The 21004-nt window shown below is 66.3% G+C and carries 21 protein-coding genes; 11 read left to right on the forward strand and 10 right to left on the reverse strand.

Annotation, left to right across the window (positions count from 1 at the left end; translation table 11 throughout):
* Positions 1–24: 24 nt before the first annotated feature.
* The 3 genes from HBF25_RS05585 to HBF25_RS05595 are packed head-to-tail and all read left to right on the forward strand — an operon-like array spanning position 25 to position 2689.
* Positions 25–813 carry an SDR family oxidoreductase gene (locus HBF25_RS05585; RefSeq protein WP_166946979.1) on the forward strand — a complete coding sequence of 263 codons (789 nt, stop codon included), beginning with the start codon at positions 25–27 and terminating at the stop codon, positions 811–813.
* 12 nt (positions 814–825) lie between these two features.
* A complete protein-coding gene (locus tag HBF25_RS05590) occupies positions 826–2277 on the forward strand; it encodes an aldehyde dehydrogenase (RefSeq protein ID WP_166946980.1) in 1452 nt (483 codons plus the stop codon).
* Positions 2267–2689, forward strand: a complete 423-nt coding sequence (locus tag HBF25_RS05595) for a RidA family protein (protein ID WP_166946981.1) — start codon at positions 2267–2269, stop codon at positions 2687–2689. The genes HBF25_RS05590 and HBF25_RS05595 overlap by 11 nt, the downstream gene beginning before the upstream one ends.
* A 556-nt stretch (positions 2690–3245) precedes the next feature.
* On the opposite strand, the gene hutG is transcribed toward HBF25_RS05595, so the two are convergent.
* The 3 genes from hutG to HBF25_RS05610 all read right to left on the reverse strand — a co-directional run bounded on the left by hutG (position 3246) and on the right by HBF25_RS05610 (position 6748).
* Positions 3246–4022 (reverse strand): N-formylglutamate deformylase, encoded by a 777-nt coding sequence (gene hutG / locus HBF25_RS05600; protein ID WP_166946982.1) that lies wholly within the window; start codon positions 4020–4022, stop codon positions 3246–3248.
* A 17-nt stretch (positions 4023–4039) separates the two neighbouring features.
* Entirely contained in the window at positions 4040–5401 is a 1362-nt protein-coding gene (gorA, locus tag HBF25_RS05605) for a glutathione-disulfide reductase (RefSeq protein ID WP_166946983.1), read from the reverse strand.
* Between the two features lie 87 nt (positions 5402–5488).
* Positions 5489–6748: an NAD(P)/FAD-dependent oxidoreductase gene (locus HBF25_RS05610; protein ID WP_166946984.1), complete on the reverse strand. Its 1260-nt coding sequence runs from the start codon at positions 6746–6748 to the stop codon at positions 5489–5491.
* Positions 6749–6880: 132 nt separating this feature from the next.
* Here HBF25_RS05610 and HBF25_RS05615 point away from each other — a divergent pair, with 132 nt between their 5' ends.
* The 3 genes from HBF25_RS05615 to HBF25_RS05625 all read left to right on the forward strand — a co-directional run bounded on the left by HBF25_RS05615 (position 6881) and on the right by HBF25_RS05625 (position 8888).
* Entirely contained in the window at positions 6881–7453 is a 573-nt protein-coding gene (locus tag HBF25_RS05615) for a C40 family peptidase (protein WP_243853094.1), read from the forward strand.
* 125 nt (positions 7454–7578) lie between these two features.
* Positions 7579–8031 (forward strand): organic hydroperoxide resistance protein, encoded by a 453-nt coding sequence (locus HBF25_RS05620; protein ID WP_166946985.1) that lies wholly within the window; start codon positions 7579–7581, stop codon positions 8029–8031.
* 158 nt (positions 8032–8189) lie between these two features.
* Entirely contained in the window at positions 8190–8888 is a 699-nt protein-coding gene (locus HBF25_RS05625) for a DUF4386 domain-containing protein (RefSeq protein ID WP_166946986.1), read from the forward strand.
* Positions 8889–9053: 165 nt separating this feature from the next.
* On the opposite strand, the gene HBF25_RS05630 is transcribed toward HBF25_RS05625, so the two are convergent.
* A complete protein-coding gene (locus HBF25_RS05630) occupies positions 9054–9542 on the reverse strand; it encodes an FKBP-type peptidyl-prolyl cis-trans isomerase (protein ID WP_166947322.1) in 489 nt (162 codons plus the stop codon).
* Positions 9543–9605: 63 nt separating this feature from the next.
* The gene (locus HBF25_RS05635; protein ID WP_166946987.1) at positions 9606–10832 is read right to left on the reverse strand and encodes an MFS transporter; all 1227 of its coding nucleotides are present in this window, start codon (positions 10830–10832) and stop codon (positions 9606–9608) included.
* A gap of 128 nt (positions 10833–10960) precedes the next feature.
* On the opposite strand from HBF25_RS05635, the gene HBF25_RS05640 reads away from it, so the two are divergent.
* From HBF25_RS05640 to HBF25_RS05650, 3 genes are all read left to right on the forward strand, one after another.
* A complete protein-coding gene (locus HBF25_RS05640) occupies positions 10961–11305 on the forward strand; it encodes an EF-hand domain-containing protein (protein ID WP_166946988.1) in 345 nt (114 codons plus the stop codon).
* A gap of 52 nt (positions 11306–11357) precedes the next feature.
* Positions 11358–12023 (forward strand): SAM-dependent methyltransferase, encoded by a 666-nt coding sequence (locus HBF25_RS05645; RefSeq protein ID WP_166946989.1) that lies wholly within the window; start codon positions 11358–11360, stop codon positions 12021–12023.
* A gap of 327 nt (positions 12024–12350) precedes the next feature.
* Complete coding sequence (locus HBF25_RS05650; RefSeq protein ID WP_166946990.1) at positions 12351–13757, forward strand: DEAD/DEAH box helicase; 1407 nt, start codon at positions 12351–12353, stop codon at positions 13755–13757.
* Here HBF25_RS05650 and rimJ read toward each other — a convergent pair.
* The gene (gene rimJ, locus HBF25_RS05655) at positions 13754–14308 is read right to left on the reverse strand and encodes a ribosomal protein S5-alanine N-acetyltransferase (RefSeq protein WP_166946991.1); all 555 of its coding nucleotides are present in this window, start codon (positions 14306–14308) and stop codon (positions 13754–13756) included. The genes HBF25_RS05650 and rimJ overlap by 4 nt on opposite strands.
* Positions 14305–15153: an S-formylglutathione hydrolase gene (gene fghA / locus HBF25_RS05660; protein WP_166946992.1), complete on the reverse strand. Its 849-nt coding sequence runs from the start codon at positions 15151–15153 to the stop codon at positions 14305–14307. The genes rimJ and fghA overlap by 4 nt, the downstream gene beginning before the upstream one ends.
* Before the next feature lie 146 nt (positions 15154–15299).
* On the opposite strand from fghA, the gene HBF25_RS05665 reads away from it, so the two are divergent.
* Positions 15300–17147, forward strand: a complete 1848-nt coding sequence (locus HBF25_RS05665) for a DEAD/DEAH box helicase (protein ID WP_166946993.1) — start codon at positions 15300–15302, stop codon at positions 17145–17147.
* A 276-nt stretch (positions 17148–17423) separates the two neighbouring features.
* Here HBF25_RS05665 and HBF25_RS05670 read toward each other — a convergent pair whose 3' ends face one another.
* Together HBF25_RS05670 and ypfJ are read right to left on the reverse strand one after the other, a co-directional pair.
* Complete coding sequence (locus tag HBF25_RS05670) at positions 17424–17774, reverse strand: YkgJ family cysteine cluster protein (RefSeq protein ID WP_166946994.1); 351 nt, start codon at positions 17772–17774, stop codon at positions 17424–17426.
* A gap of 4 nt (positions 17775–17778) precedes the next feature.
* Entirely contained in the window at positions 17779–18645 is an 867-nt protein-coding gene (gene ypfJ / locus HBF25_RS05675) for a KPN_02809 family neutral zinc metallopeptidase (protein WP_166946995.1), read from the reverse strand.
* A 101-nt stretch (positions 18646–18746) separates the two neighbouring features.
* On the opposite strand from ypfJ, the gene HBF25_RS05680 reads away from it, so the two are divergent.
* A complete protein-coding gene (locus HBF25_RS05680; protein ID WP_166946996.1) occupies positions 18747–19187 on the forward strand; it encodes an MAPEG family protein in 441 nt (146 codons plus the stop codon).
* A 154-nt stretch (positions 19188–19341) separates the two neighbouring features.
* Here HBF25_RS05680 and HBF25_RS05685 read toward each other — a convergent pair whose 3' ends face one another.
* Complete coding sequence (locus HBF25_RS05685) at positions 19342–20916, reverse strand: TerC family protein (RefSeq protein ID WP_166946997.1); 1575 nt, start codon at positions 20914–20916, stop codon at positions 19342–19344.
* Positions 20917–21004: the final 88 nt, after the last annotated feature.

Below are 21004 nucleotides of genomic sequence, written 5' to 3' on the forward strand. Positions count from 1 at the left end.
CGCCCTTCTACCGAGGGAGTTCGCATGGATCTTCGCCTCATCGGTCGTCACGCGCTCGTTTGCGGCGCATCGCAGGGCATCGGTCGCGCCACCGCCTTCGAGCTTGCGCAACTCGGTGCCAGTGTCACCCTGCTCTCCCGCTCGGCCGACGCGCTCAAGGCACTGGCAGCGGAGCTGCCTGCCACGCACGCTGGCCAGCAGCATGACCACGTCACTGCCGACATGCTCGACACCGACGCACTCGCTGCCGTCGTGGCCGGCGTAGTGAAGGATCACGCCGTGCACATCGTGGTGAACAACAGCGGCGGCCCTCCGGGTGGTCCGCTGTGGAACGCCGAGCCGAATGCCTTCCTCAACGTGTTCCGCCAGCATCTGGTCGCCGCACAGGTCGTCACGAGCGCCTGCCTGCCGGGCATGCGCCATGCGCATTACGGCCGCGTGCTCAACGTGATTTCCACCTCGGTGAAAGAGCCGATTCCCAATCTCGGTGTCTCCAACACGATCCGCGCAGCCGTCGCCGGCTGGGCGAAATCACTGTCGGGTGAGGTCGCGGCAGACGGCATCACCGTCAACAACGTGCTGCCCGGCTACACCCGTACCGACCGCCTGGAGTCCCTGGTGGAAGCCAGCGTGAAGTCGGGACGCACGCGTGACGAAGTGGAGCGCGGCCTGCTGGCAAGCGTGCCGGCAGCGCGTTTCGGCGATCCGGCCGAAGTCGCCGCCCTGCTCGCCTTCCTCGCCAGCCCCGCCGCCGGCTACATCAACGGCACCAGCATCGCGGTGGATGGTGGCCGAACCCGCAGCCTGAACTGAAGGACGCCTCGCATGCTCGTGCTCGCCAACCTCATCGACGGCCAGGCACGCACACCGCGCGGCGGCCGTTATCTCGACATCGTCGATCCGGCCATCGGGAGAGCCTACGCCCGGTGCCCGGACTCGGATGCCGACGACGTCGCCGACGCCGTGGCCGCCGCGACGCAAGCTGCTACAGGCTGGGCTGCCATGCCCGCCGAGGATCGCGCGCGCTGCCTTTATCGGCTGGCCGATCTTGTTGAAAGCCGCCTCGATACGTTCGCTGCCGCCGAATCGCAGGACAGCGGCAAGCCGCTCGCCCTCGCCCGCTCGCTCGACATTCCCCGTGCCATTGCCAATCTGCGCTTCTTCGCGGCAGCCATCGGCCAGTGGCATGGCGAGTCGCATGCCATGGAACAAGGCGCGATCAATTACACGCTGCGCCTGCCGCTTGGCGTGGTGGGCTGTATCAGCCCGTGGAACCTGCCGTTGTACCTTTTCACGTGGAAGGTCGCCCCCGCGCTCGCTGCGGGCAACACGGTGGTGTCCAAACCCTCGGAAATCACGCCGTACACGGCGTGGCTGCTCGGCACCCTGGTGGCTGAGGCGGGCTTTCCCCCGGGGGTGTTCAACATCGTGCATGGCACGGGGCCTGCCGTGGGCGAGGCCATCGTCACGCATGACAGCGTCAAGGCCATCTCCTTTACGGGCAGCACGCGCACTGGCGTGGCGATCGCCAGCGCCGCGGCGCCACGACTGAAAAAGGTGTCGCTGGAACTGGGCGGCAAGAACCCGGCCATCGTCTTCGACGATTTCGACTTCACCGACACGTCGATGGCCACCATCGTCCGTTCGGGCTTCGCCAACCAGGGCGAAATCTGCCTGTGTGGATCGCGGCTGCTCGTCCAGCGCGGCATCTACCAGCGCTTCCGCGAGGCTTACCTGGAGCGTGTCCGCGCACTGCGTGTCGGCGATCCGTCCGTGCCGGGAAGCGATCTGGGTGCCTTGGTGTCCCGTGCGCATTTCGAGAAGGTCACCGGCTGCATCGAACGCGCGCGTGCCGAAGGCGGCACGATCCTCACCGGCGGCGGCCGGGTCCTCGTCGATGGCCGTTGCGCCGATGGCTGGTTCGTCGAGCCCACCGTGATCGAAGGCCTTCCCTCGGGAGCGGCCACGAACCAGGAAGAGATCTTCGGCCCGGTTGTCACCCTGATTCCGTTCGATGACGAGGCCGAGGCGCTGGCCATCGCCAATGGCACCCCTTACGGACTGGCCGCCTCGGTGTGGACGAGCAACCTGTCACGCGCTCATCGCCTCGCGGCAACACTTGAATTCGGCATCATATGGGTCAACTGCTGGATGCTTCGCGACCTGCGTACGCCGTTCGGGGGCGTCAAGCAGTCGGGCGTCGGCCGCGAAGGCGGCTTCGAGGCCCTTCGTTTCTTCACCGAAGCCAGGAATGTCTGCATCAGCCATGGCCAATGACATCATCCATGCCGACCGTGCGCCGCCTCCCGTCGGCGCGTACCCGCACGCCCGTCGCGTCGGCAACCTGCTGTTCCTGTCCGGCGTCGGCCCGCGCATGCCGGGAAGCAATGGCATTCCCGGCAACGTCACCGATATCCACGGCCATCTCATCGCCTACGACATCGAAGCGCAGTGCCACCAGGTGTTCGCCAACGTGCGCGCAGTGCTTGAGGCAAGCGGTGCGCGCTGGGAGGATCTCGTGGACATCACGGTGTTCCTCACCGACATGCAGCGCGATTTCGCCACCTACAACCGGCTCTATGCCGAAGCGTTCAAGGGCGTGGACGCCTGCCGGACAACGGTGGAAGTCAACGCCCTGCCAACCCCCATCGCCATCGAACTGAAGTGCATCGCCGCCCTCCCCCTGTAGGAGTGCGCCTGCGCGCGACCGCTACGAAGCGGCGGCTCACCCCTCTGCCCCGGTCGCGCGCAAGGCGCGCTCCTACAGAAAGCAGGCCTCGTGCAGCACCTCTACAAACGCTGCCCCTGTAGGAGCGCGCCTGCGTGCGACCGCTACGAAGCGGCTGCTCACCCCCTGCCCCGGTCGCGCGCAAGGCGCGCTCCTACAGAAAGCAGGCCTCGTGCAGCACCTCTACACACGCGGCCCCTGTAGGAGCGCGCCTGCGCGCGACCGCTACGAAGCGGCGACTCACCCCCCTGCCCCGGTCGCGCGCAAGGCGCGCTCCTACAGAAAGCAGGGCTCGTGCAGCACCTCTACACACGCGGCCCCTGTAGGAGCGCGCCTGCGCGCGACCGCTACGAAGCGGCGACTCCCCCCTGCCCCGGTCGCGCGCAAGGCGCGCTCCTACAGAAAGCAGGCCTTGTGCAGCACCTCTACACACGCTGCCCCTGTAGGAGCGCGCCTGCGCGCGACCGCTACGAAGCGGCTGCTCACCCCTCTGCCCGGTCGCGCGCAAGGCGCGCTCCTACAGGAGGCAGGTTTTCAGGAGGGCTTCGATCAGCACCTGTACGCGTGCCGCTTTTTTCGGCAGGTAGTCGAAGCTGTCTTCGTCCATGTAGTTGATCTGGGACAGCTCCAGCTGCACGGCATCGATGCCATCTTCGGGCTTGCCATAGTGTCGCGTGATGTAGCCGCCCTTGAAGCGGCCGTTGGCCACCCACGAGTAGTCGTTCTGCTCGCCCAGCAAGGTCGTCAGGCGCTCCTGCAGCGCCGACGAGCAGCTGGCTCCATCGGCCGTGCCGAGGTTGAAATCAGGCAGCCGGCCATCGAACAGCATCGGTACATGACTGCGGATGGAGTGGCCTTCCCACAGCACCGCCCGGCCGTGCTTCTTGCGCAGGCGCCGCAGTTCATCGAACAGCGCCGAGTGGTAAGGCTTCCACCACTGCTTCACGCGCTCGGCAATTTCTTCCGCATCCGGCTCTGCACCCGGGCGGTAGATATCGCTGCCGTCGAACTGGATCGTCGGCACCAGCCCGGTCTCCTTGCGGCCCGGATACAGCGCATGCCCGTCCGAAGGGCGATTGAGATCGATCACATAGCGCGACGCCACCGGCACGAGGATGCTGGCACCCAGCCCCTTCGCGACGGCATAGAGTTCCTTGACGTGCCAGTCGGTGTCCGCCGACCGGCGTGCCGGGCGCTTCATCCGCGCCTCGATATCCTTGGGAATGAAGCTGCCGTTGTGCGGCAGGCTGACCAGGAGCGGCGCGGTGCCGCGATGAAGGGTATAGGAGTCCATGGCGGCCATTTTACTCCTCAACCGGGGACGCGATCGCCCAGCAGCACCATTTCCTCTGCCGACGTCGGATGAATGGCGATGGTGGCGTCCAGGTCGGATTTTCGTGCGCCCATCTTGATCGCCACGGCGAAGCCCTGGAGCATCTCGTCCACCCCCGGCCCCAGCATCTGCATGCCGACGATGCGCGAGTCCTCGCCCACGCAGATGAGCTTGAAGCGGGCGGTGATGGGCCGCTGCGCCAGCGCAAGCTGCATGGGCACGAATGATTGTTTATACAGGTGCACGTCGGCGCCGTAGCGCTCCCGTGCCTGCTCTTCCGACATGCCACAGGTGCCCAGCGGCGGATGTGAATAGACCACGCTGGGGATGTTGTCGTAGTCGAGCTTTGCGTCCTTCTTGCCGCCGAAAAGCCGGTCCGCCAGCTTGCGCCCCGCCGAGACGGCTACCGGCGTGAGCGCCAGGCGCTGGGTCACGTCGCCCACCGCGTAGACACCCGGAACATTGGTGTTCTGCCAGTCGTCGATGAGGACATGACCGTTCTCGTCGGTGACCAGGCCGATGCGCCCGATATCCAGCGACGCCGTATTGGCGTGGCGCCCGACGGCCCAGATCAATGCGTCGTACGGGCCGGGATGATCGCCACGATTGCAGTCGAGCAGCAACACGCCGTCCTTCTCGTGCACGGCGTCGATCTCGCAGGTGTAGTGGATGCGGATGCCGTGCTGGCGCATCTCGTCGCCGAGGCCGTAGGCCATCTCTTCGTCGAAGCCACCCATGAGGCGGCCCCGCACGTACATGTCCACGTCGCTGCCGAGCGCGCGCAGCACGCCTGCCAGCTCCACGGCGATGTAGCCGCCGCCGACGATGGCGGTGCGGCGCGGACAGTCCCTGAGATCGAAGAAACCATCCGATGTCATGCCCAGGTCGAAACCGGGCTTGTCGAGGCGATTGGCCGACGAACCGGTGGCGATGACGACATGCGATGCCTTCAGTTCGCGATCACCGGCCTGGATGTGTCCCGGGGCAAGGAAACGGCCGGTTTCGCGAATTAGCGTGATGTGACCGTTGTCGAGGGCGCGCTGGTAGCTCACGTGGATGCGCTCGATGTATGCCTGCCGACGCTCGATGAAACGCGGCCAGTCGAGCTTGCCTGGCTGATCGGTGAAACCGTAGTCCGCCGCGATGTACTGCGCCTCGGCCATCTGCGCGGCGTACCACATCGCTTTTTTCGGCACGCAGCCGACATTGACGCAGGTGCCGCCCAGATCCTTCGGTTCGAGCAGCGCGACTTTTGCGCCGTGCTTCGAAGCCCGGATGGCGGTGGCGAGGCCTCCTGAGCCGCCGCCGATCACGATGAGGTCGAAGGCTTCCACGGTCATGCATCGCTCCTGGGGAATGGGGATGCTTGTCACCCTAGCAAATACGATGTGTGTTTCGTAAATGCGACGCCCACAAACCACCCACAATCAAAGCCCGAAACGCCCCGGCGAATACGGCGTCGGGTCCAGCGCAGGTGCAGGGCCGGCCAACAGGCTGGCCACCAGCTCTCCGGTGGCCGCCGACATGCTGATGCCCAGCATGCCGTGCGCCGTGGCATAGGTGAGATTGGACCAGCGCGTACTCGGCCCGATGATCGGCACCTCGTCCACGCTCATCGGACGCCAGCCCCACCACGGCGTGACCTCGCCCCGGCCTTCGGGCTCATGCAGGTACGTGGCCGCCGCACGACGAAGCGCGCCGAGACGGATCTCGTTCAAGCCTTCGGCAAAACCGGAAAACTCCATCGTGCTGCCCAGGCGATAACCCGACGCCCACGGGGTGACGCACACGGCCGCATCGCGCAGCACAAGCGAATGATGGGGCGGCCGCTCGGGCGGCTGCTCCCACGTGAGCGAATAACCCTTGCCCGGCTGCATCGGCAGGCGGATGTCGAGCAGGCGACCGATCAGCGGCGACCATGCACCCAGCGCCATCACTACGCGCTCGCCGCTGAACACGCCACCCGTGGTGCGCACATGCGATACACGTGGGCCATCGAAGACAAACTCGTCCACGCGGGCACCCGTCTCGATCGCACCACCCAGCTCCCTCACCCGGCGTGCCAGCTCGGCCACGTAACGATCCGGTCGCAGGCGCGCGTCGCCCGGATGCAGCAGGCCACCGACCACGCCTTCGCGCAGTGCAGGCTCCTGGGCCAGCACGTCATCTGCCCCCAGCACGCGGACATCCATGCCAAGGCGACGCAGCAGATCCACGTGCGCCCGATCCTCGTCCATCGTGCGCCGGCTGCGATAGGCGTAAAGCTCGCCCACCTCCTCGAACTCGCAGGACAGGCCATCGTTGGCAATCAGGTCGCCCAGCAGTGCCCGGGAGCGCGCCAGGATGGCGCCACGCGCCTCGCCGGCCTGCTGGTAATCCCGCCAGGTACAACGCCGGGCAAAGCCCATCAGCCAGGCCGCGCGAGCCGGGTCCGGCCGCGGGTTCACATAGAGCGGCGCATCTCGCCGGAACAGCGAACGCAAGGCGGTGCCCACCATGCCCGGCATGGTCAGGGGCCCCGCATGGCTGGGGGTGATCGTGCCGCAGTTGCCATGGGAGCTGCCGTTGCCGGGCAGCCCCTGTTCGAGCACGCGGACGGAGGCACCGGCCTTGAGCAGGTAGAGCGCACAGGCCAGGCCGATCACGCCGCCGCCCATGACCAGTACGTCGCTTCGGGATCTATCCATCCGCCCAGTTTAACGGGCCGGACCCCGGCTGGCGGCCTGTCCGAAGGCTGAATTCGCGCGCTTTGCGAGGTATTCCATGCAACTCATTGATTTGATAACCTCCCAGTGCCGATCCTGACAGGGGAAACGCCGATGCGCGCCTCAACGATGCCTCACCACCCGCTACGCCACCTCCGCACCCTGGCCCTGGCCACCGGCGTGGTGCTGCTGGCCGCGTGTGGCAGCAGTCCGCATCGCCCCTCGTCCTCCCAGCGCAACAACCCCGCTTCGGCCGTGCCCCTGGCCAAGAACCTGAACTGGTCGACCAAGCCCGCCCTCGCCCCGCCGGCCGATGCGGCCAACGATGTGCTGTTCCGCGCCATCGGCCTGGTCGGCACGCCTTATCGCTGGGGCGGAAACACCCCTGCGGGCGGTTTCGATTGCAGCGGCCTCATCAATTACATCTACCTCACGTCCACCGGCGTGCGTCTGCCGCGCACCTCGGCGGAAATGGCCGCGCTCGACAAGCCCAAGATCCGCGAAACGGATCTCGCCAGCGGCGATCTCGTTTTCTTCGGACGCAGCCACGTCACCCATGTCGGCGTCTACGTCGGCAAGGGCCGCTTCGTTCACGCGCCCAACTCGGGCGGTACGGTACGACTCGACACCCTCGACGGCGCCTACTGGAAGGACAACTTCGTCTACGGACGTCGCGTCCTTAACTGAATGGTTGGCAACGACGAGTGTTTTGCGTGCCAATTAGATTGCACGCTATTTAATTGCGTGCTTATATATCCCCATGGCCCGGCAGCCGCCGATGCCTTCTTCCCCTGACGACAAAGGATCACGACATGAGCAACCTCTCGAAAGTGCAGAAGATCGTCTACACCGCCCACGCCAAGGTCGCCGGTGGTCGCGAAGGTCACGTCAAGAGCGACGACGGCCTGATCGACCTGCAGCTGCGCCTGCCGAAGGAAATGGGCGGCGCCGGTGGCGGCAGCAACCCGGAGCAGCTCTTCGCCGCCGGCTACGCCGCCTGCTTCGAAGGCGCCGTGCGCTTCGTCGCAAGCCAGAAGAAGGTGAACGTCGACGGCGCCTCGGTCGCCAGCAGCGTGGGTATCGGTCCGCGCGAGGGCTCGGGCTTCGCCATCCAGGTCAAGCTCGAAGTGAGCCTGCCGGGTGTGGACGACGCCGTGGCCCAGGACATCGTGAAGACCGCCCACCACGACGTCTGCCCGTACTCGCACGCCACGCGCGGCAATGTGGACGTGGACGTGTCGGTGAACGGCAAGGCCGTGGCGTAAGCCCCTTCGCTGCTTCGCTACGTCAGGACGGCGCCCACTGGGCGCCGTTCGTTTATGAATCGCAGCCGCGACGCCGGAAATGCCCCCTACTTCCGGCACACAACAGCGTCATGGGTTGAGCGCAAATTCCCGCGCACTGCCATGTGAAGGGATACGACATGCCGCCCTCTTCGAAACAGGCCAGGATTGCCGGCCTGTTGTTCCTGCTGCTCGTGCTCGTCGCCCCGGTAAGGCTGCTCTATATCCCCGACACCCTCATCGTCGGCAGTGATCCTGCCGCCACCGCGCGCAACATCCTCGCCAGCGAAACCCTGTTCCGCATGGGCATCCTGGCCGACATGGCCTGCGGCATGCTGATGATCTTCATCACGCTGGCCCTGCGCCGGTTGCTGCGGGGCGTAAACGAGGAACTGGCGGGCATGCTCGTCGTCCTGGGTGGCGTGCTTCCCGCTGCGCTCTATTTCTTCAATATCGCCAATGACGCAGCGGCGCTCATGCTCGTTCACGCCCCGCCCTATCTGGATGCGTTTACCCAGGCCCAGCGCGAAGGGCTGGCCCTTTTCTTCCTGCGCCTGCATACGCAGGTGATGTTCGCCTCGGAAGCCTTCTGGGGTGTCTGGCTGCTGCCGCTGGCGATCCTCGTCTATCGCTCGGGTTTCCTGCCGCGCCTGCTGGGCGCCTGGCTGTTCGTCAACGGGCTGGCCTACCTCGTGCAAAGCGTGGTGGCCTTTCTGGTGCCGGCATGGATAGCGCCACTGTCGGATATCTGCTCACCGATCCAGTTCGGGGAAATCGCCTTTACGCTGTGGCTGCTCGTCATGGGCGTAAAGCCAAGGCATGCCAGAGAACCCATGTAGGAGCGCGCCTTGCGCGCGACCGATCATCGCGACAACCCGGTCGCGCGCAAGGCGCGCTCCTACAAGTGGGGGTATCGCGACAACCCGGTCGCGCGCGAGGCGCGCTCCTACAAAAAAACGGCCGGGTTTCCCCGGCCGTTTTTTATAACCCTGGAGACTGACAGCTCAGTGCTCGCCGTCGCCCTTCGGGTGGGCATGGCCGTGGGCGATTTCCTCTTCCGAGGCGTCGCGCACGGTCTGCACGTCGATGTTGAAGTTGAGGGTCTTGCCGGCCATCGGGTGGTTGAGGTCGATATCGACCACGCTGGAACCCACCTTCTGCACCACCACCACGCGCTGGCCGCCTTCCTTCAGGGAGAGGATGGTGGTGTCGCCGGCCTTGAGGCCCTTGCCCTGCTGCGGGAAGTACTTCTTCGGCACGCGCTGGGTCTGGCCTTCCTGGCGAGGACCGTAGCCCTGCTCCGGGGAGATTTCGAGGTCGAACTTGTCGCCGACCGACTTGCCTTCCAGGCCGGCTTCCATACCCGGGATCAGCTGGCCATGGCCCAGCAGGATCCACAGCGGTTCGCCGCCCTCGACCGAGCTTTCGACCTGCTGGCCGTCCACGGTGAGGGTGTAGTGGAACGAGATGACCTTGTCCTTGCCAGCCTGCATGTTGGTTTCTACCGAAGGAAAACCGGGCATTTTAGCGGCCGCCCGGGTCGCCGTCACGTCGCCTCAGCGATTCTTCCCGAAACCTACGCCCCGGGCCTCGGGCCCCAGCCAGGTCAGCAGGGCCAGCAGGATCGCCACGGCGGCAATCCACACCGACATGGCGAAGGCGAAATCGCCGCCGCGCAGGTCCGCCAGCCAGGTCTGCGCCGTGGCCGTGATGGCCGCCAGCAGGTTGCCCATCTGGTAGGCAAAGCCCGGCAGAGTGCCGCGCACGGCATCGGGGGACAGTTCGTTCAGGTGGGTAGGCACCACGCCCCAGGCCCCCTGCACCATCACCTGGATCAGGAAGGCACCCAGGCCCAGCAGAAGCAGCGAGCCGCCATAGGTCCACAGGGGAATCACCGGGATCGCCAGCAGGGCCGCGATGATGATGGTGCGCCGGCGACCAATGCGCTCGGACAGCGAGCCGAAGCTCAGGCCACCAACCAGCGCACCCAGGTTGAGCAGTGCCGTGAGCAGGAAGGCCTGCGAAGAACCCGCAGGGATATGCAGGCTTTCCTGCACGAAGGTGGGATACATGTCCTGCGAGCCGTGGCTGAACATGTTGAACGCCGCCATCAGCAGCATCAGGTAGATGAAAAGCTTCCAGTGCCCGCGCATGGAGACGAACACGCTCTCGCGCACCTGCGAGCGACGCTCTTCCCACACCGGCGATTCCGGCACCTTGCGGCGGATATAGAGCACCAGCAGCGCCGGCACCGCGCCCACGATGAACAGGCCACGCCAGCCGATGTGATCCACCAGCAGCCAGTTCACCAGGGCCGCGAGAAAGAAACCGCAGGGGTAGCCGCTCTGGAGCAGTCCGGAAACGAAGCCACGCGAACGCGCGGGAATGGACTCCATCGCCAGCGAGGCACCGATGCCCCACTCGCCGCCCATCGCGATGCCGAACACGAAACGCAGGCCCAGCAGCACGGCCAGCGACGGCGCGAAGGCACAGGCCACTTCCAGTATCGAGAAGAGCACGATGTCGAACATCAGCACCGGGCGGCGACCGTAGCGATCGGCCAGCCGGCCGAAGATCAGGGCGCCGATGGGGCGCGCGGCCAGGGTGAGAAACAGGCCGTAGGTCACCTCCTCGCGAGGTACCTGGAATTCGTGCGCCACCGCCAGGATGACGAAGGTCAGCAGGAAGTAGTCGAAGGCATCGAGCGTCCAGCCGAGGAAGGCGGCGATCACGGTGTGCCGCTGCGTGGAATCGAGTTCTCGCAGCGCGGCGGGCAAAGGCATCAGATTTTCCTCAAACTGGCGGCGGCGCCGAGGCTAGCACAGCACCGCCGCCGCCCACGCTTCATCCACGAAGCGACGACACGCTCCCGCTACACTCGGGGAGCTTCCAAGACCAAGGGAGAACTTACATGCAGCCTGTCCGCTCCATCGGTTCCATCGCCCTGATCGCTGTCTTCTTCGCCGGTACCGCCAGCGCGCAACAGATAGGCGCCAGCGGTGCCCCTGTCCCTCGCGCTTCGCCCAGTGCCAGCCAGGCCGTTCCGGGATCTGGCTCAGATAATGGTGCGCCGCCTTTCTCCGATCTCGACAAGAGCGGCAAGGGCTTCATCACGCGCGGCGACGTGCCCAAGGATATCGACGCACTGAAGCCGCTGCGCGCACACTTCAACGAAGCCGACCAGAACCACGACGGTCGCGTCGACAAGGCGGAATACGACGCCTACGTCCACAAGAGCACTTCGCCGCAACGCTGATGTCGTTCCGGTCGGGCGCCAATCGCGCCCGACCCTCCATCAAGGACGAGCCATGCTCCCAGACAGCCGGACGCGACGACTGATCGCGTCACGTTTCGCCCGACCTGCCGACCGCTATTACATCCGCGGCAAGCTCGCCAGCGACCCGGTTTATGCCGCCACCGCGCGCGCCATTGCCGGGCGCCGCATGCCGCTGCTCGACATCGGCTGCGGCCTGGGCATCCTGGGTCACTACCTGCATGCCTGCGATGTGCTGGACGGCTATCTGGGGCTGGATCACGACGGCACGAAGATCGCCCGTGGCCAGGCCGCTGCCGAGGAAGCCGAACTGGGCGACAGCCTGACCCTGCGCGAAAGCGATGCCACGTCGCCGCAGCCCGTAAGAGGACATGTTGCCCTGCTCGACGTGCTCCACTACCTGCCCCGCGAACGCCAACCGGACCTGCTCCGCTATGCCGTGGATCACCTTGCCGGCGACGGGGTGCTGATCCTGCGCACGGTGCTCGCCGACGATTCCTGGCGTTTTCGCGCCACCGTGTGGGAAGAGCGCTTCATCAAGGCCGTGGGCTGGATTCCCGGCGGTGCGCAGCATTTTCCCCAGGAAGACGAAATCCGCGAGGCGCTGGAGCCTGAAGGCATTACGGTCTCGTTCCAGCCGCTCTACGGCCGCACTCCCTACAACAGCTGGCTGCTCACCGCCTCCCGCCAGCCCGTGTAGGAGCGCGCCTTGCGCGCGACCGGTCATCGCGAAAATCACCATGGCTTTCGCTATACCGGTCGCGCGCAAGGCGCGCTCCTACAGGGGTTTTGGGGCATCTGTGGGGGCAGCCCCCTTTGTGCGACGCAATATGTTAAGATCCGTCTGTCGTGCCGCCGCTATCGACTCCCTTGCGGAGCTTGAGGCCGGGCTTATAGCCCGCCCCGTTCCCCCACCCCCGACCAGCGCACGCGACACCGGCCAGCCCAGCGATTCCGCTGCGCGGCCGCCGAATTCATAACTCGCAGCGCGGTTCCAGGGAACGCTCGGGTCACTCAGGAGTCATCCATGTCCTTCGAGTCGCTGGGCCTTGCGCCCGCGTTGCTGCGCGCCCTTTCCGAAGCCGGTTACGCAAAGCCCACCCCCATCCAGGCCGCCGCGATCCCCGAGGTGCTGGCCGGCCGCGATCTCATGGCCGCCGCCCAGACCGGCACCGGCAAGACCGCCGCATTCTCCCTGCCCCTGTTGCACAAGCTGGCAGGCCAGCCGCTGCGTGAAGGCCGTCGCCCCATCACGGCGCTGATCCTCACCCCCACCCGCGAGCTCGCCGCCCAGGTGCAGGACAACCTGCGCGATTACGGCAAGCACCTGCGCATCTCCAGCACCGTCATCTTCGGTGGCGTGGGCATGGGCAACCAGCTGCACGCCCTGCGTCGCGGTGTCGACATCGTCGTCGCCACACCGGGCCGCCTCATCGACCACATGCAGCAGCGCTCGGTCGACCTGTCGAAGGTCGAGGTGCTGATCCTCGACGAAGCCGACCGCATGCTCGACATGGGCTTCCTGCCCGCACTGAAGCGCATCCTCGCGGCCGTGCCGCCGAAGCGGCAGACCCTGCTGTTCTCGGCCACCTTCGCGCCGGAGATCAAGGCGCTGGCGCAGCAGTTCATGCGTGATCCGCGTGAAGTGTCCACCACGCCGGCCAACACCGTGGCCACCACGATCACGCATCGCGTGCATCCGGTGGATGCCGCCAACAAGCGCGACCTGCTGCTGCACCTGCTCGCCCAGGACAGCCGCCGGCAGACCCTCGTGTTCAGCCGCACCAAGCACGGCGCCGACAAGCTCGTGCGCTTCCTGGAAGTGTCCGGCGTGCGCGCCGCGGCCATCCACGGCAACAAGAGCCAGAACGCCCGCACCCGCGCGCTGTCCGACTTCAAGACCGGCCGCATCACGGTGCTGGTGGCCACCGACATCGCCGCGCGCGGTATCGACATCGACCAGCTCCCGGTCGTGATCAACTTCGACCTGCCCATGGTGGCCGAAGACTACGTGCACCGCATCGGCCGCACCGGCCGCGCCGGTTCGCAGGGCGAGGCGATCTCGCTGGTCAGCCACGAGGAATCCGGCCTGCTGCGCGACATCCGTCGCCTGCTGAAGACCGACCTCGAAATGGTCAACATCGCCGGTTACGAGCCCAGCTCGCCGCTGCGTCTCGACGCAGGTGCCCCGCGTCCGAAGCAGCAGCAGCGCCAGCCGCAGCAGCGCGCACCGCGCGAAGGCAGCGGTGGCAATCGCCAGGGCAGCGGCGGCGGCAGCCGTCAGGGTGGCGGTGGCGGTAATGCGCAGGGCGGTCGTCCCGCGCATCGTCCGCACGGCCATGGCGCCCCGGCCGCCGCCGGTGACGGCACGGCCAACCGCAACCATCGCCGCAAGCGTCGTGGCGGTCCTGCCGCCACGCCGAACAAGGCCTAACCCTCGGAACGGATCTTCGCGGTGAGGACGTGGTCCTCCCACAAACCGTCGATCTTGAGGTAACGCCTGGCGTAGCCCTCCTTCTCGAAGCCCAGGCGTTCGAGAAGGCGGGCGCTGCGATCGTTGCGCGGGATGTAGTTGGCCATCACCCGATGGAAATCGAGTGGCCCGAATGCATAGCGGATCGCAGCATCAAGGGCCTCGTACATCAGGCCCTGGCCTTCGTGACGGTGCGCGATGCCATAGCCGAGATGACAGGCCTGGAACACCCCGCGCACGACGTTGCCGAAGGTGAGGCTGGCGATCATCTCGCTGCTGTCGGGCGAGAGCACGACGAAGGGATAACCGCGATCGCCACGTGCGGCTTCCAGCCCGGCCTCGATGGCCAGGCGTGCGCCGTCCAGCGTGTAATGCGATTCGGTGCGCCACGGTTCCCATGGCGCCAGGTGCTCGCGATTTTCCACGCGATACCGTTGCAGCAGCTCCGCCTCATCGATATCGAGCAATCGCACGATCGTACGCTGGGTGCGTATCCGTACCGGTTCGCTCATCGCGCCAGCGCTGCCGCATGGTGACGCAGATGATCTTCGACAAAACTCTGGATGAAGTAATAACTGTGGTCGTAACCCGCATGCATGCGCAGCTCAAGCTTCTGGCCCGCGTCTTCGCACGCGGCCTCGAAGCGCTGCGGCTGCAGCTGGTTCAGCAGGAAGCTGTCCGCCTCGCCCTGGTCGATGAGGATCGTGCCGTCGAAACGGGCGCCCTCCTTGACCAGCGCCGTAGCGTCGTAGCGCTTCCAGGCCTTGCGATCCTCACCGAGATAGCGCGCAAAGGCCTTCTCGCCCCAGGGCACCTTCGCCGGTGCCACGATGGGCGCGAAGGCGGACACCGAGCGGAAGCGGCCGGGGTTGCGCAGGGCGATGGTCAGCGCGCCATGGCCTCCCATGGAATGGCCGAAGATGCCCTGCCGACCCATGTCCAGCGGGAAGTGGTCGGCCACCACGCGGGGCAGCTCGTCCACCACGTAGCTGTACATGCGAAAACGGTCGGCCCACGGGGCTTCGGTGGCGTCGAGGTAGAAACTCGCGCCCTCGCCGAACTCCCAGTCGCCGGTGGCGCCGGCGATGCCGGTCTCGCGGGGGCTCGTATCCGGCATCACCAGGGCGATACCCAGCTCCGACGCCAGGCGCTGGGCGCCCGCCTTGATGGTGAAGGTCTCTGCCGTACAGGTCAGGCCTGCGAGGTACCAGAGCACCGGTACCGGCCCTTTCCCGGCCGCTGGCGGCAGGTACGCCGCAAAGCGCATGGGGCCGCCACAGGCCTCCGATGCATGGGTATAAAAGCCCTGCGTGCCGCCGAAGCAGCGCTGCGTGGAGACCGTCTCGATCTTGGTCATGCCTGCCATCCCTTCCGAAGCTGACCGGGAAGTCTAACCGTGTTCATGAAAACGTTCGAAAACCAAGGCGTAACATCCGCTTCACTGCTACAATGCCATTACTGCCCGGCGCCGAAGGTCGCCGCCGCGCCCCCCCTGAGGTCGCCATGACATCCCCCGATACAGACAACGCTCCGGCCCTGCCCGGTTTCAGCGCGCTTGCGCTCGACGAGAAAGTCGTCCGCGCCCTGACCGAAGTCGGCTACGAGACACCCTCCCCCATCCAGGCCGCCACCATTCCGCCGCTGCTCGACGGCCGCGACGTGATCGGACAGGCCCAGACCGGCACCGGCAAGACCGCCGCGTTCGCCCTCCCGGTGCTGTCGCGCATCGACCTCAAGCCGGGCAAGCCCCAGGCCCTGGTCCTCGCGCCCACCCGTGAGCTGGCCATCCAGGTCGCCGAGGCGTTCCAGAAGTACGCCACCTACATGCCGGGCTTCCAGGTGCTGCCGATCTACGGCGGCCAGAGCTACGGTCCGCAGCTGCAGGGCCTCAAGCGCGGTGCCCAGATCATCGTCGGCACGCCGGGCCGTGTGATCGACCACCTCGACAAGGGCACGCTCGATCTCTCGGCGCTGCGCTTCATCGTGCTCGACGAAGCCGACGAAATGCTGCGCATGGGCTTCATCGACGACGTCGAGAAGCTGCTCCAGGCCACGCCGGAAGGCCGTCAGGTGGCCCTGTTCTCCGCGACCATGCCGGCGCCCATCCGCCGCATCGCGCAGACCTACCTGAACAACCCGGTCGAAGTCACGATCAAGAACAAGACCACCACCGCGGCGAACATCCGCCAGCGTTACTGGTGGGTCAGCGGCGTGCACAAGCTCGACGCCCTCACCCGCATCCTCGAAGCCGAAAGCTTCGACGCGATGATCGTGTTCGCACGCACCAAGCAGGCCACCGAAGAACTCGCCAGCAAGCTGCAGGCGCGTGGCTTCGCCGCCGCCGCCATCAATGGCGACATGGCCCAGGCCCAGCGTGAACGCGTGATCGAGCAGCTGAAGAACGGCAAGCTCGACATCCTGATCGCCACCGACGTTGCCGCACGCGGCCTCGACGTGGACCGCATCAGCCACGTGCTCAACTACGACATCCCGCACGACACCGAGTCGTATGTGCACCGCATCGGCCGCACCGGTCGCGCGGGCCGCAACGGCGAGGCGATCCTGTTCGTCACCCCGCGCGAGCGCAACCTGCTGCGCCAGATCGAGCGCGCCACGCGCCAGCCGATCGAGCAGATGCAGCTGCCCACCATCGAGGCGGTGAACGACACGCGCGTCAACAAGTTCAACCAGAAGATCACCGACACGCTGGCCACCGGCGACCTCGGCCTCTTCCAGCAGCTGGTCGAGAAGTACGAGCAGGAGCACAACGTGCCGGCGATCGAGATCGCCGCCGCGCTGGCGAAGATCGCCCAGGGCGACCAGCCGCTGCTGCTCGAACCGCCGGCCAAGCGCGAGTACACCGAGCGTCCGCCGCGTGAATACGATCGCGAGCGCGACCACCGTGGCCCGCGCGACAACGGCGATTTCGCCGACCGTCGCCCAGTGCGCGAGGGCATGCGCCAGCCGCGTCCCCACGTCACGGAAACCGGCAAGAAGACCTACCGCATCGAAGTGGGCCACGAGCACGGCGTGAAGCCGGGCAACATCGTGGGCGCCATCGCCAACGAAGGCGGCGTCGATGCCAAGTTCATCGGCCGCGTCAGCATCCGCGACGATTACAGCCTGATCGACCTGCCCGATGGCATGCCGGTGGAGACCTTCACCCACCTGAAGAAGGTGTGGGTCGCCCAGCAGCAGCTGCACATCAAGGAATGGGACGGCACCGAACAGCCACAGAGCGGCAACAGCGGCGGCGGTGCCCCGCGTCCGCGTGGCAACTTCCGCCCCCAGGGCGGTCGCCCGGGCGGCAGCGGTGGCGGCAAGCCCCCGCGTCGCAAGCGCGATTACTGAGTCATGAAAAAGCCCGGCCACTGAGCCGGGCTTTTTCTTTAGGGGTTCGCTTCGTAGGCAGGGCTTGCCTATCGCCCTCGCGCTCGGCGAATGGGCGGACGAGGCGACGGGGGCGGCCCATCCCACGGTCGTCGTGGGAGAAACCTTTGGGCTACCGCAGCCCTGTAGGAGCGCGCCTGCGCGCGACCGTTCATGGCGCGATCCATCATCGTTCCCGTTCAGCCGGTCGCGCGCAAGGCGCGCTCCTACAACACGCTGCGTACGGGACGAACCTCTTCACACCAGCGGAAGAAAATCCGCCGGCGTCAACGGCTCCATCCCATGCCGCACACGGGCCTTGTCGCACTGAGGACTCGGCGCCCCATCCTCCCAGGCGGGCTTCAGGTCGTGGCACGGCGACGGCCTCACCTCGTAGATGCCGCAATGCGCGGCCACGCCGACCTCGCCGACGAGCGAGCGGCAGCGCGGTTCCTTCTGGTTGGTGCCGTGCATATTGACCCTGTGCGGGTCGAGGTGCTCGGTGAGCGAGGCCGGGGTGATGCCGCCGGCCTCGTCGGTTTCCATCCAATGGAAGGCGACGCGGAAGGTCGCGCAGCAAGCGCCGCAGCGCAAGCAGGGGTGGGTCATACGATCAGATCGAACCTGAGAAGGTGTTGCACTTGCCGATGTCGCCGGTATCGAAGCCGGTCCTGAACCAGCGCACGCGCTGTGCGGAGGTGCCGTGGGTGAATGAATCCGGCACCACGCGGTGCTGCGCCTGCTCTTGCAGCGCATCGTCGCCGATCGCCGTGGCCGCATGCAATGCCGATTCGATGTCGCCGGACTGAAGCCAGTGCTGGCGTTGCTGGGAATGATTGGCCCAGACACCTGCGAAGCAATCGGCCTGCAGTTCCTGGCGAACGGACAGGCCGTTGGCGCCTTCCATCCGGGCTCCACGGCGGCGGGCATCGTTGACCTTGTCGAAGACGCCAACGAGGTTCTGCACGTGGTGGCCCACTTCGTGGGCGATCACGTAGGCGCGGGCGAAATCGCCCGATTCGTTGAATCGGCGCTGCATTTCCTGGAAGAAGCCCAGGTCGAGGTAGACCTTGCGGTCGCCGGGGCAATAGAAAGGGCCCACGGCCGACGAGGCCGACCCGCAGGCGGTGCGGACGGCGCCCCGGAACAGCACCAGCTTAGGCTGCTCGTAGCGCTGGCCGTTGGCGGAGAAGATCTCGCCCCAGGTGTCTTCGGTTTCGCCGAGGATGGCGCGGACGAAGTCTACCTGTGGGTCGTTGGCGGCAGCCGGCTGGCTGGCGTGTGCCTGGGGTGATGCGGCGGCGCCCGGGCCGGCGTCACCCAGCAGGGCGGTGGGGTCTTTGAAGAAGACCGCGCCAAGGATGGCCAGGATGATGATGCCCCCGATACCGAGCCCGCGGCCGCCGAACGAGGGTCCCCCGCCCCCGCCCTGGCCCGCGTCTTCCACATTGTCGCTTCTACGGCCTTTCTGCCAGAGCATGGTGTTTCCCTCCCTTCGGCGCGTCGCGAGACGCTGTCGGCATGATCGCACGACCGGTTACCGCTAAACTTCGCGGTTGTTGTCGTACCCCGGATCGTTTCATGACCAGCCAGCTCCCCGCCGTCGTCACCCTTCTGACCCTGCTGTTGATGTTCTACACGGTGTTTATCGTAGGCCGGGCGCGTGAACGCTATGGCATCAAGGCGCCGTCCATCTCGGGCGACCCGCAGTTCGAGCGGGCCTGGCGCGTGCAGATGAATACGCTGGAGAACGCCGTGATGTTCATTCCGGCGCTATGGCTGGCCGCGCAGTATGTGGATCCGCTGTGGGCGGGTATCGCGGGCATGATCTGGCTGGCCGGGCGCCTGTGGTATGCCCTGGCCTATCTGCGCGATGCGACCCGTCGCGGGCCGGGGTATCTCGTTTCCATGGTGGCCTGGGGCGCGCTGATGCTGATGGCTGCCGGCGGGATCGGCATGGCGATCATGGAAAACAATTCGGCCAATGCGGCGCAGGCCGATGATGGGGCGCAGGGCGAGTAGGCGTATTCCGTTGGGGTGTTGCGTAGCAGGCAACGCATCGCCCTGATCGGTCGCGCGCAAGGCGCGCTCCTACATGCAGCTGCCCTGTAGGAGCGCGCCTGCGCGCGACCGGTTATCGCGAGGAAGGGGGGCAAATGGAAGCCGGTGCCCGACCTCAATCTTCGTCCGAAGGCAGCGCCAGCACGCGTACGCGCTGGATGCGTGCACCGTCCATCGCCGTGACCTCGAACGAGAGGTTGTCGGTCTCGAAACGATCGCCCACGCCCGGCAGGCGGCCGAGTCGCTGAAGGACGAAGCCGGCCAGCGTGGAGAAGTTGCCTTCGGCCGCGCCCGGCAGGCGACGGCCCAGCAGGTGTTCCGCGCGGCGAGCGTCGAGGCTCGCATCCAGTAGCCAGGCGCCGTCCGCTTCGCTCACCGCTGACGGGTCGCCATCGTGATTCTCGTCGGGGAATTCGCCTGCGATGGTTTCCAGTACGTCGGCCGGGGTGACCAGGCCGAGGATGCTGCCGTATTCATCCACCACCAGCGCCACCTGCAACGGTGCCCGGCGGAACTCGTCGATGAGGCGCAGCACGCTCAGGGACTCCAGCACCGTGATGGGCTTGCGCACCACCGTCTCGTGCAGGCGGCCGTGGTCGCTGAGGCTGGCGAGCAGGTCGCGGGAGGACACCAGGCCCACTAGGTCGTCCAGGTCGCCGTCGGCCACCAGCATCCAGTGATGGGGCGATTCGCGGGCTTCTTCGAGCAGGTTGCCGATATCGTCGGACGGATCGATCCAGACGATTTCGGTACGAGGGGTCATGATGGAGCGCACATGGCGCTGTGACAGGTCGAGTACGCCCTGCACCATTTCCAGTTCGTCCTTGCCGAACACGGCCATCTCGGTGGACTCGGCCGGCGTGCTGGCCTTGCCGTTGCTCTCGCCTTCGTCATCCGGCGTGCCACCCAGGAGGCGCAGCACGGCCTTGGCCGTGCGGTCGCGCATGAGGCGGCCACCCACCAGCAGCGAGCGGCGGCGATTGCGGCGCATGGTCTGGTTGAAGGCCTCGATCATGATCGAGAAGCCAATCGCGGCGTAGAGATAGCCCTTGGGAATATGGAACCCGAAGCCTTCGGCAATGAGGCTGAAGCCGATCATCAGCAGGAACGACAGGCACAGGATGACCACGGTGGGCCGCGCGTTGACGAAGCTGGTGAGCGGCTTGCTGGCCGTGATCATGAGGCCCATGGCGATCACGACGCCGATCATCATGATCGACAGGTGATCGACCATGCCCACGGCGGTGATCACGGAGTCGAGCGAGAACACCGCATCGAGGATCACGATCTGCATCACCGTGAGCCAGAAGCTGCCCTTGCGGGCGCCCTTGCCCTCGTGATCGTCACTGGCCTCAAGCCGCTCGTGCAGTTCCAGCGTGGCCTTGAACAACAGGAAGGCGCCGCCGATCACGAGGATCACGTCGCGCCAGGACATGTCGAAGCCGTTCCAGTCGAACAGCGGCTTGGTGAGGGTGACCAGCCAGGACATGGCGGCCAGCAGGCCCAGGCGCATGAGCAGCGCGAGGCCGAGGCCCACGAGGCGCGCGTGGTCGCGCTGGCGGGCGGGGAGCTTGTCGGCGAGGATCGCGACGAAGACGAGGTTGTCGATACCGAGGACGATCTCCAGCACGATCAGCGTGAGGAGTCCCGCCCAGGCGGATGGGTCGGCTAGCCAGTCGAATGCGAACATGGGTCGGCGCGTCGGCGCCCGTTTTCCTCCAGAAGGGACGAAACACTATACAGGGCCTGCGTGACGGTCTGTGCCACAAGCGCCATTG

It is taken from the genome of Luteibacter anthropi (assembly GCF_011759365.1).
GTDB classification, from domain to species: domain Bacteria; phylum Pseudomonadota; class Gammaproteobacteria; order Xanthomonadales; family Rhodanobacteraceae; genus Luteibacter; species Luteibacter anthropi.

Excerpts from the sequence above, each read along its gene's own strand:
- HBF25_RS05585 (WP_166946979.1), top strand. The coding sequence starts at position 25 with ATGGATCTTCGCCTCATCGGTCGTCACGCGCTCGTTTGCGGCGCATCG.
- HBF25_RS05590 (WP_166946980.1), top strand. The coding sequence starts at position 826 with ATGCTCGTGCTCGCCAACCTCATCGACGGCCAGGCACGCACACCGCGC.
- HBF25_RS05595 (WP_166946981.1), top strand. The coding sequence starts at position 2,267 with ATGGCCAATGACATCATCCATGCCGACCGTGCGCCGCCTCCCGTCGGC.
- hutG (WP_166946982.1), bottom strand. The coding sequence starts at position 4,022 with ATGGACTCCTATACCCTTCATCGCGGCACCGCGCCGCTCCTGGTCAGC.
- gorA (WP_166946983.1), bottom strand. The coding sequence starts at position 5,401 with ATGACCGTGGAAGCCTTCGACCTCATCGTGATCGGCGGCGGCTCAGGA.
- HBF25_RS05610 (WP_166946984.1), bottom strand. The coding sequence starts at position 6,748 with ATGGATAGATCCCGAAGCGACGTACTGGTCATGGGCGGCGGCGTGATC.
- HBF25_RS05615 (WP_243853094.1), top strand. The coding sequence starts at position 6,881 with ATGCGCGCCTCAACGATGCCTCACCACCCGCTACGCCACCTCCGCACC.
- HBF25_RS05620 (WP_166946985.1), top strand. The coding sequence starts at position 7,579 with ATGAGCAACCTCTCGAAAGTGCAGAAGATCGTCTACACCGCCCACGCC.
- HBF25_RS05625 (WP_166946986.1), top strand. The coding sequence starts at position 8,190 with ATGCCGCCCTCTTCGAAACAGGCCAGGATTGCCGGCCTGTTGTTCCTG.
- HBF25_RS05630 (WP_166947322.1), bottom strand. The coding sequence starts at position 9,542 with ATGCAGGCTGGCAAGGACAAGGTCATCTCGTTCCACTACACCCTCACC.
- HBF25_RS05635 (WP_166946987.1), bottom strand. The coding sequence starts at position 10,832 with ATGCCTTTGCCCGCCGCGCTGCGAGAACTCGATTCCACGCAGCGGCAC.
- HBF25_RS05640 (WP_166946988.1), top strand. The coding sequence starts at position 10,961 with ATGCAGCCTGTCCGCTCCATCGGTTCCATCGCCCTGATCGCTGTCTTC.
- HBF25_RS05645 (WP_166946989.1), top strand. The coding sequence starts at position 11,358 with ATGCTCCCAGACAGCCGGACGCGACGACTGATCGCGTCACGTTTCGCC.
- HBF25_RS05650 (WP_166946990.1), top strand. The coding sequence starts at position 12,351 with ATGTCCTTCGAGTCGCTGGGCCTTGCGCCCGCGTTGCTGCGCGCCCTT.
- rimJ (WP_166946991.1), bottom strand. The coding sequence starts at position 14,308 with ATGAGCGAACCGGTACGGATACGCACCCAGCGTACGATCGTGCGATTG.
- fghA (WP_166946992.1), bottom strand. The coding sequence starts at position 15,153 with ATGACCAAGATCGAGACGGTCTCCACGCAGCGCTGCTTCGGCGGCACG.
- HBF25_RS05665 (WP_166946993.1), top strand. The coding sequence starts at position 15,300 with ATGACATCCCCCGATACAGACAACGCTCCGGCCCTGCCCGGTTTCAGC.
- HBF25_RS05670 (WP_166946994.1), bottom strand. The coding sequence starts at position 17,774 with ATGACCCACCCCTGCTTGCGCTGCGGCGCTTGCTGCGCGACCTTCCGC.
- ypfJ (WP_166946995.1), bottom strand. The coding sequence starts at position 18,645 with ATGCTCTGGCAGAAAGGCCGTAGAAGCGACAATGTGGAAGACGCGGGC.
- HBF25_RS05680 (WP_166946996.1), top strand. The coding sequence starts at position 18,747 with ATGACCAGCCAGCTCCCCGCCGTCGTCACCCTTCTGACCCTGCTGTTG.
- HBF25_RS05685 (WP_166946997.1), bottom strand. The coding sequence starts at position 20,916 with ATGTTCGCATTCGACTGGCTAGCCGACCCATCCGCCTGGGCGGGACTC.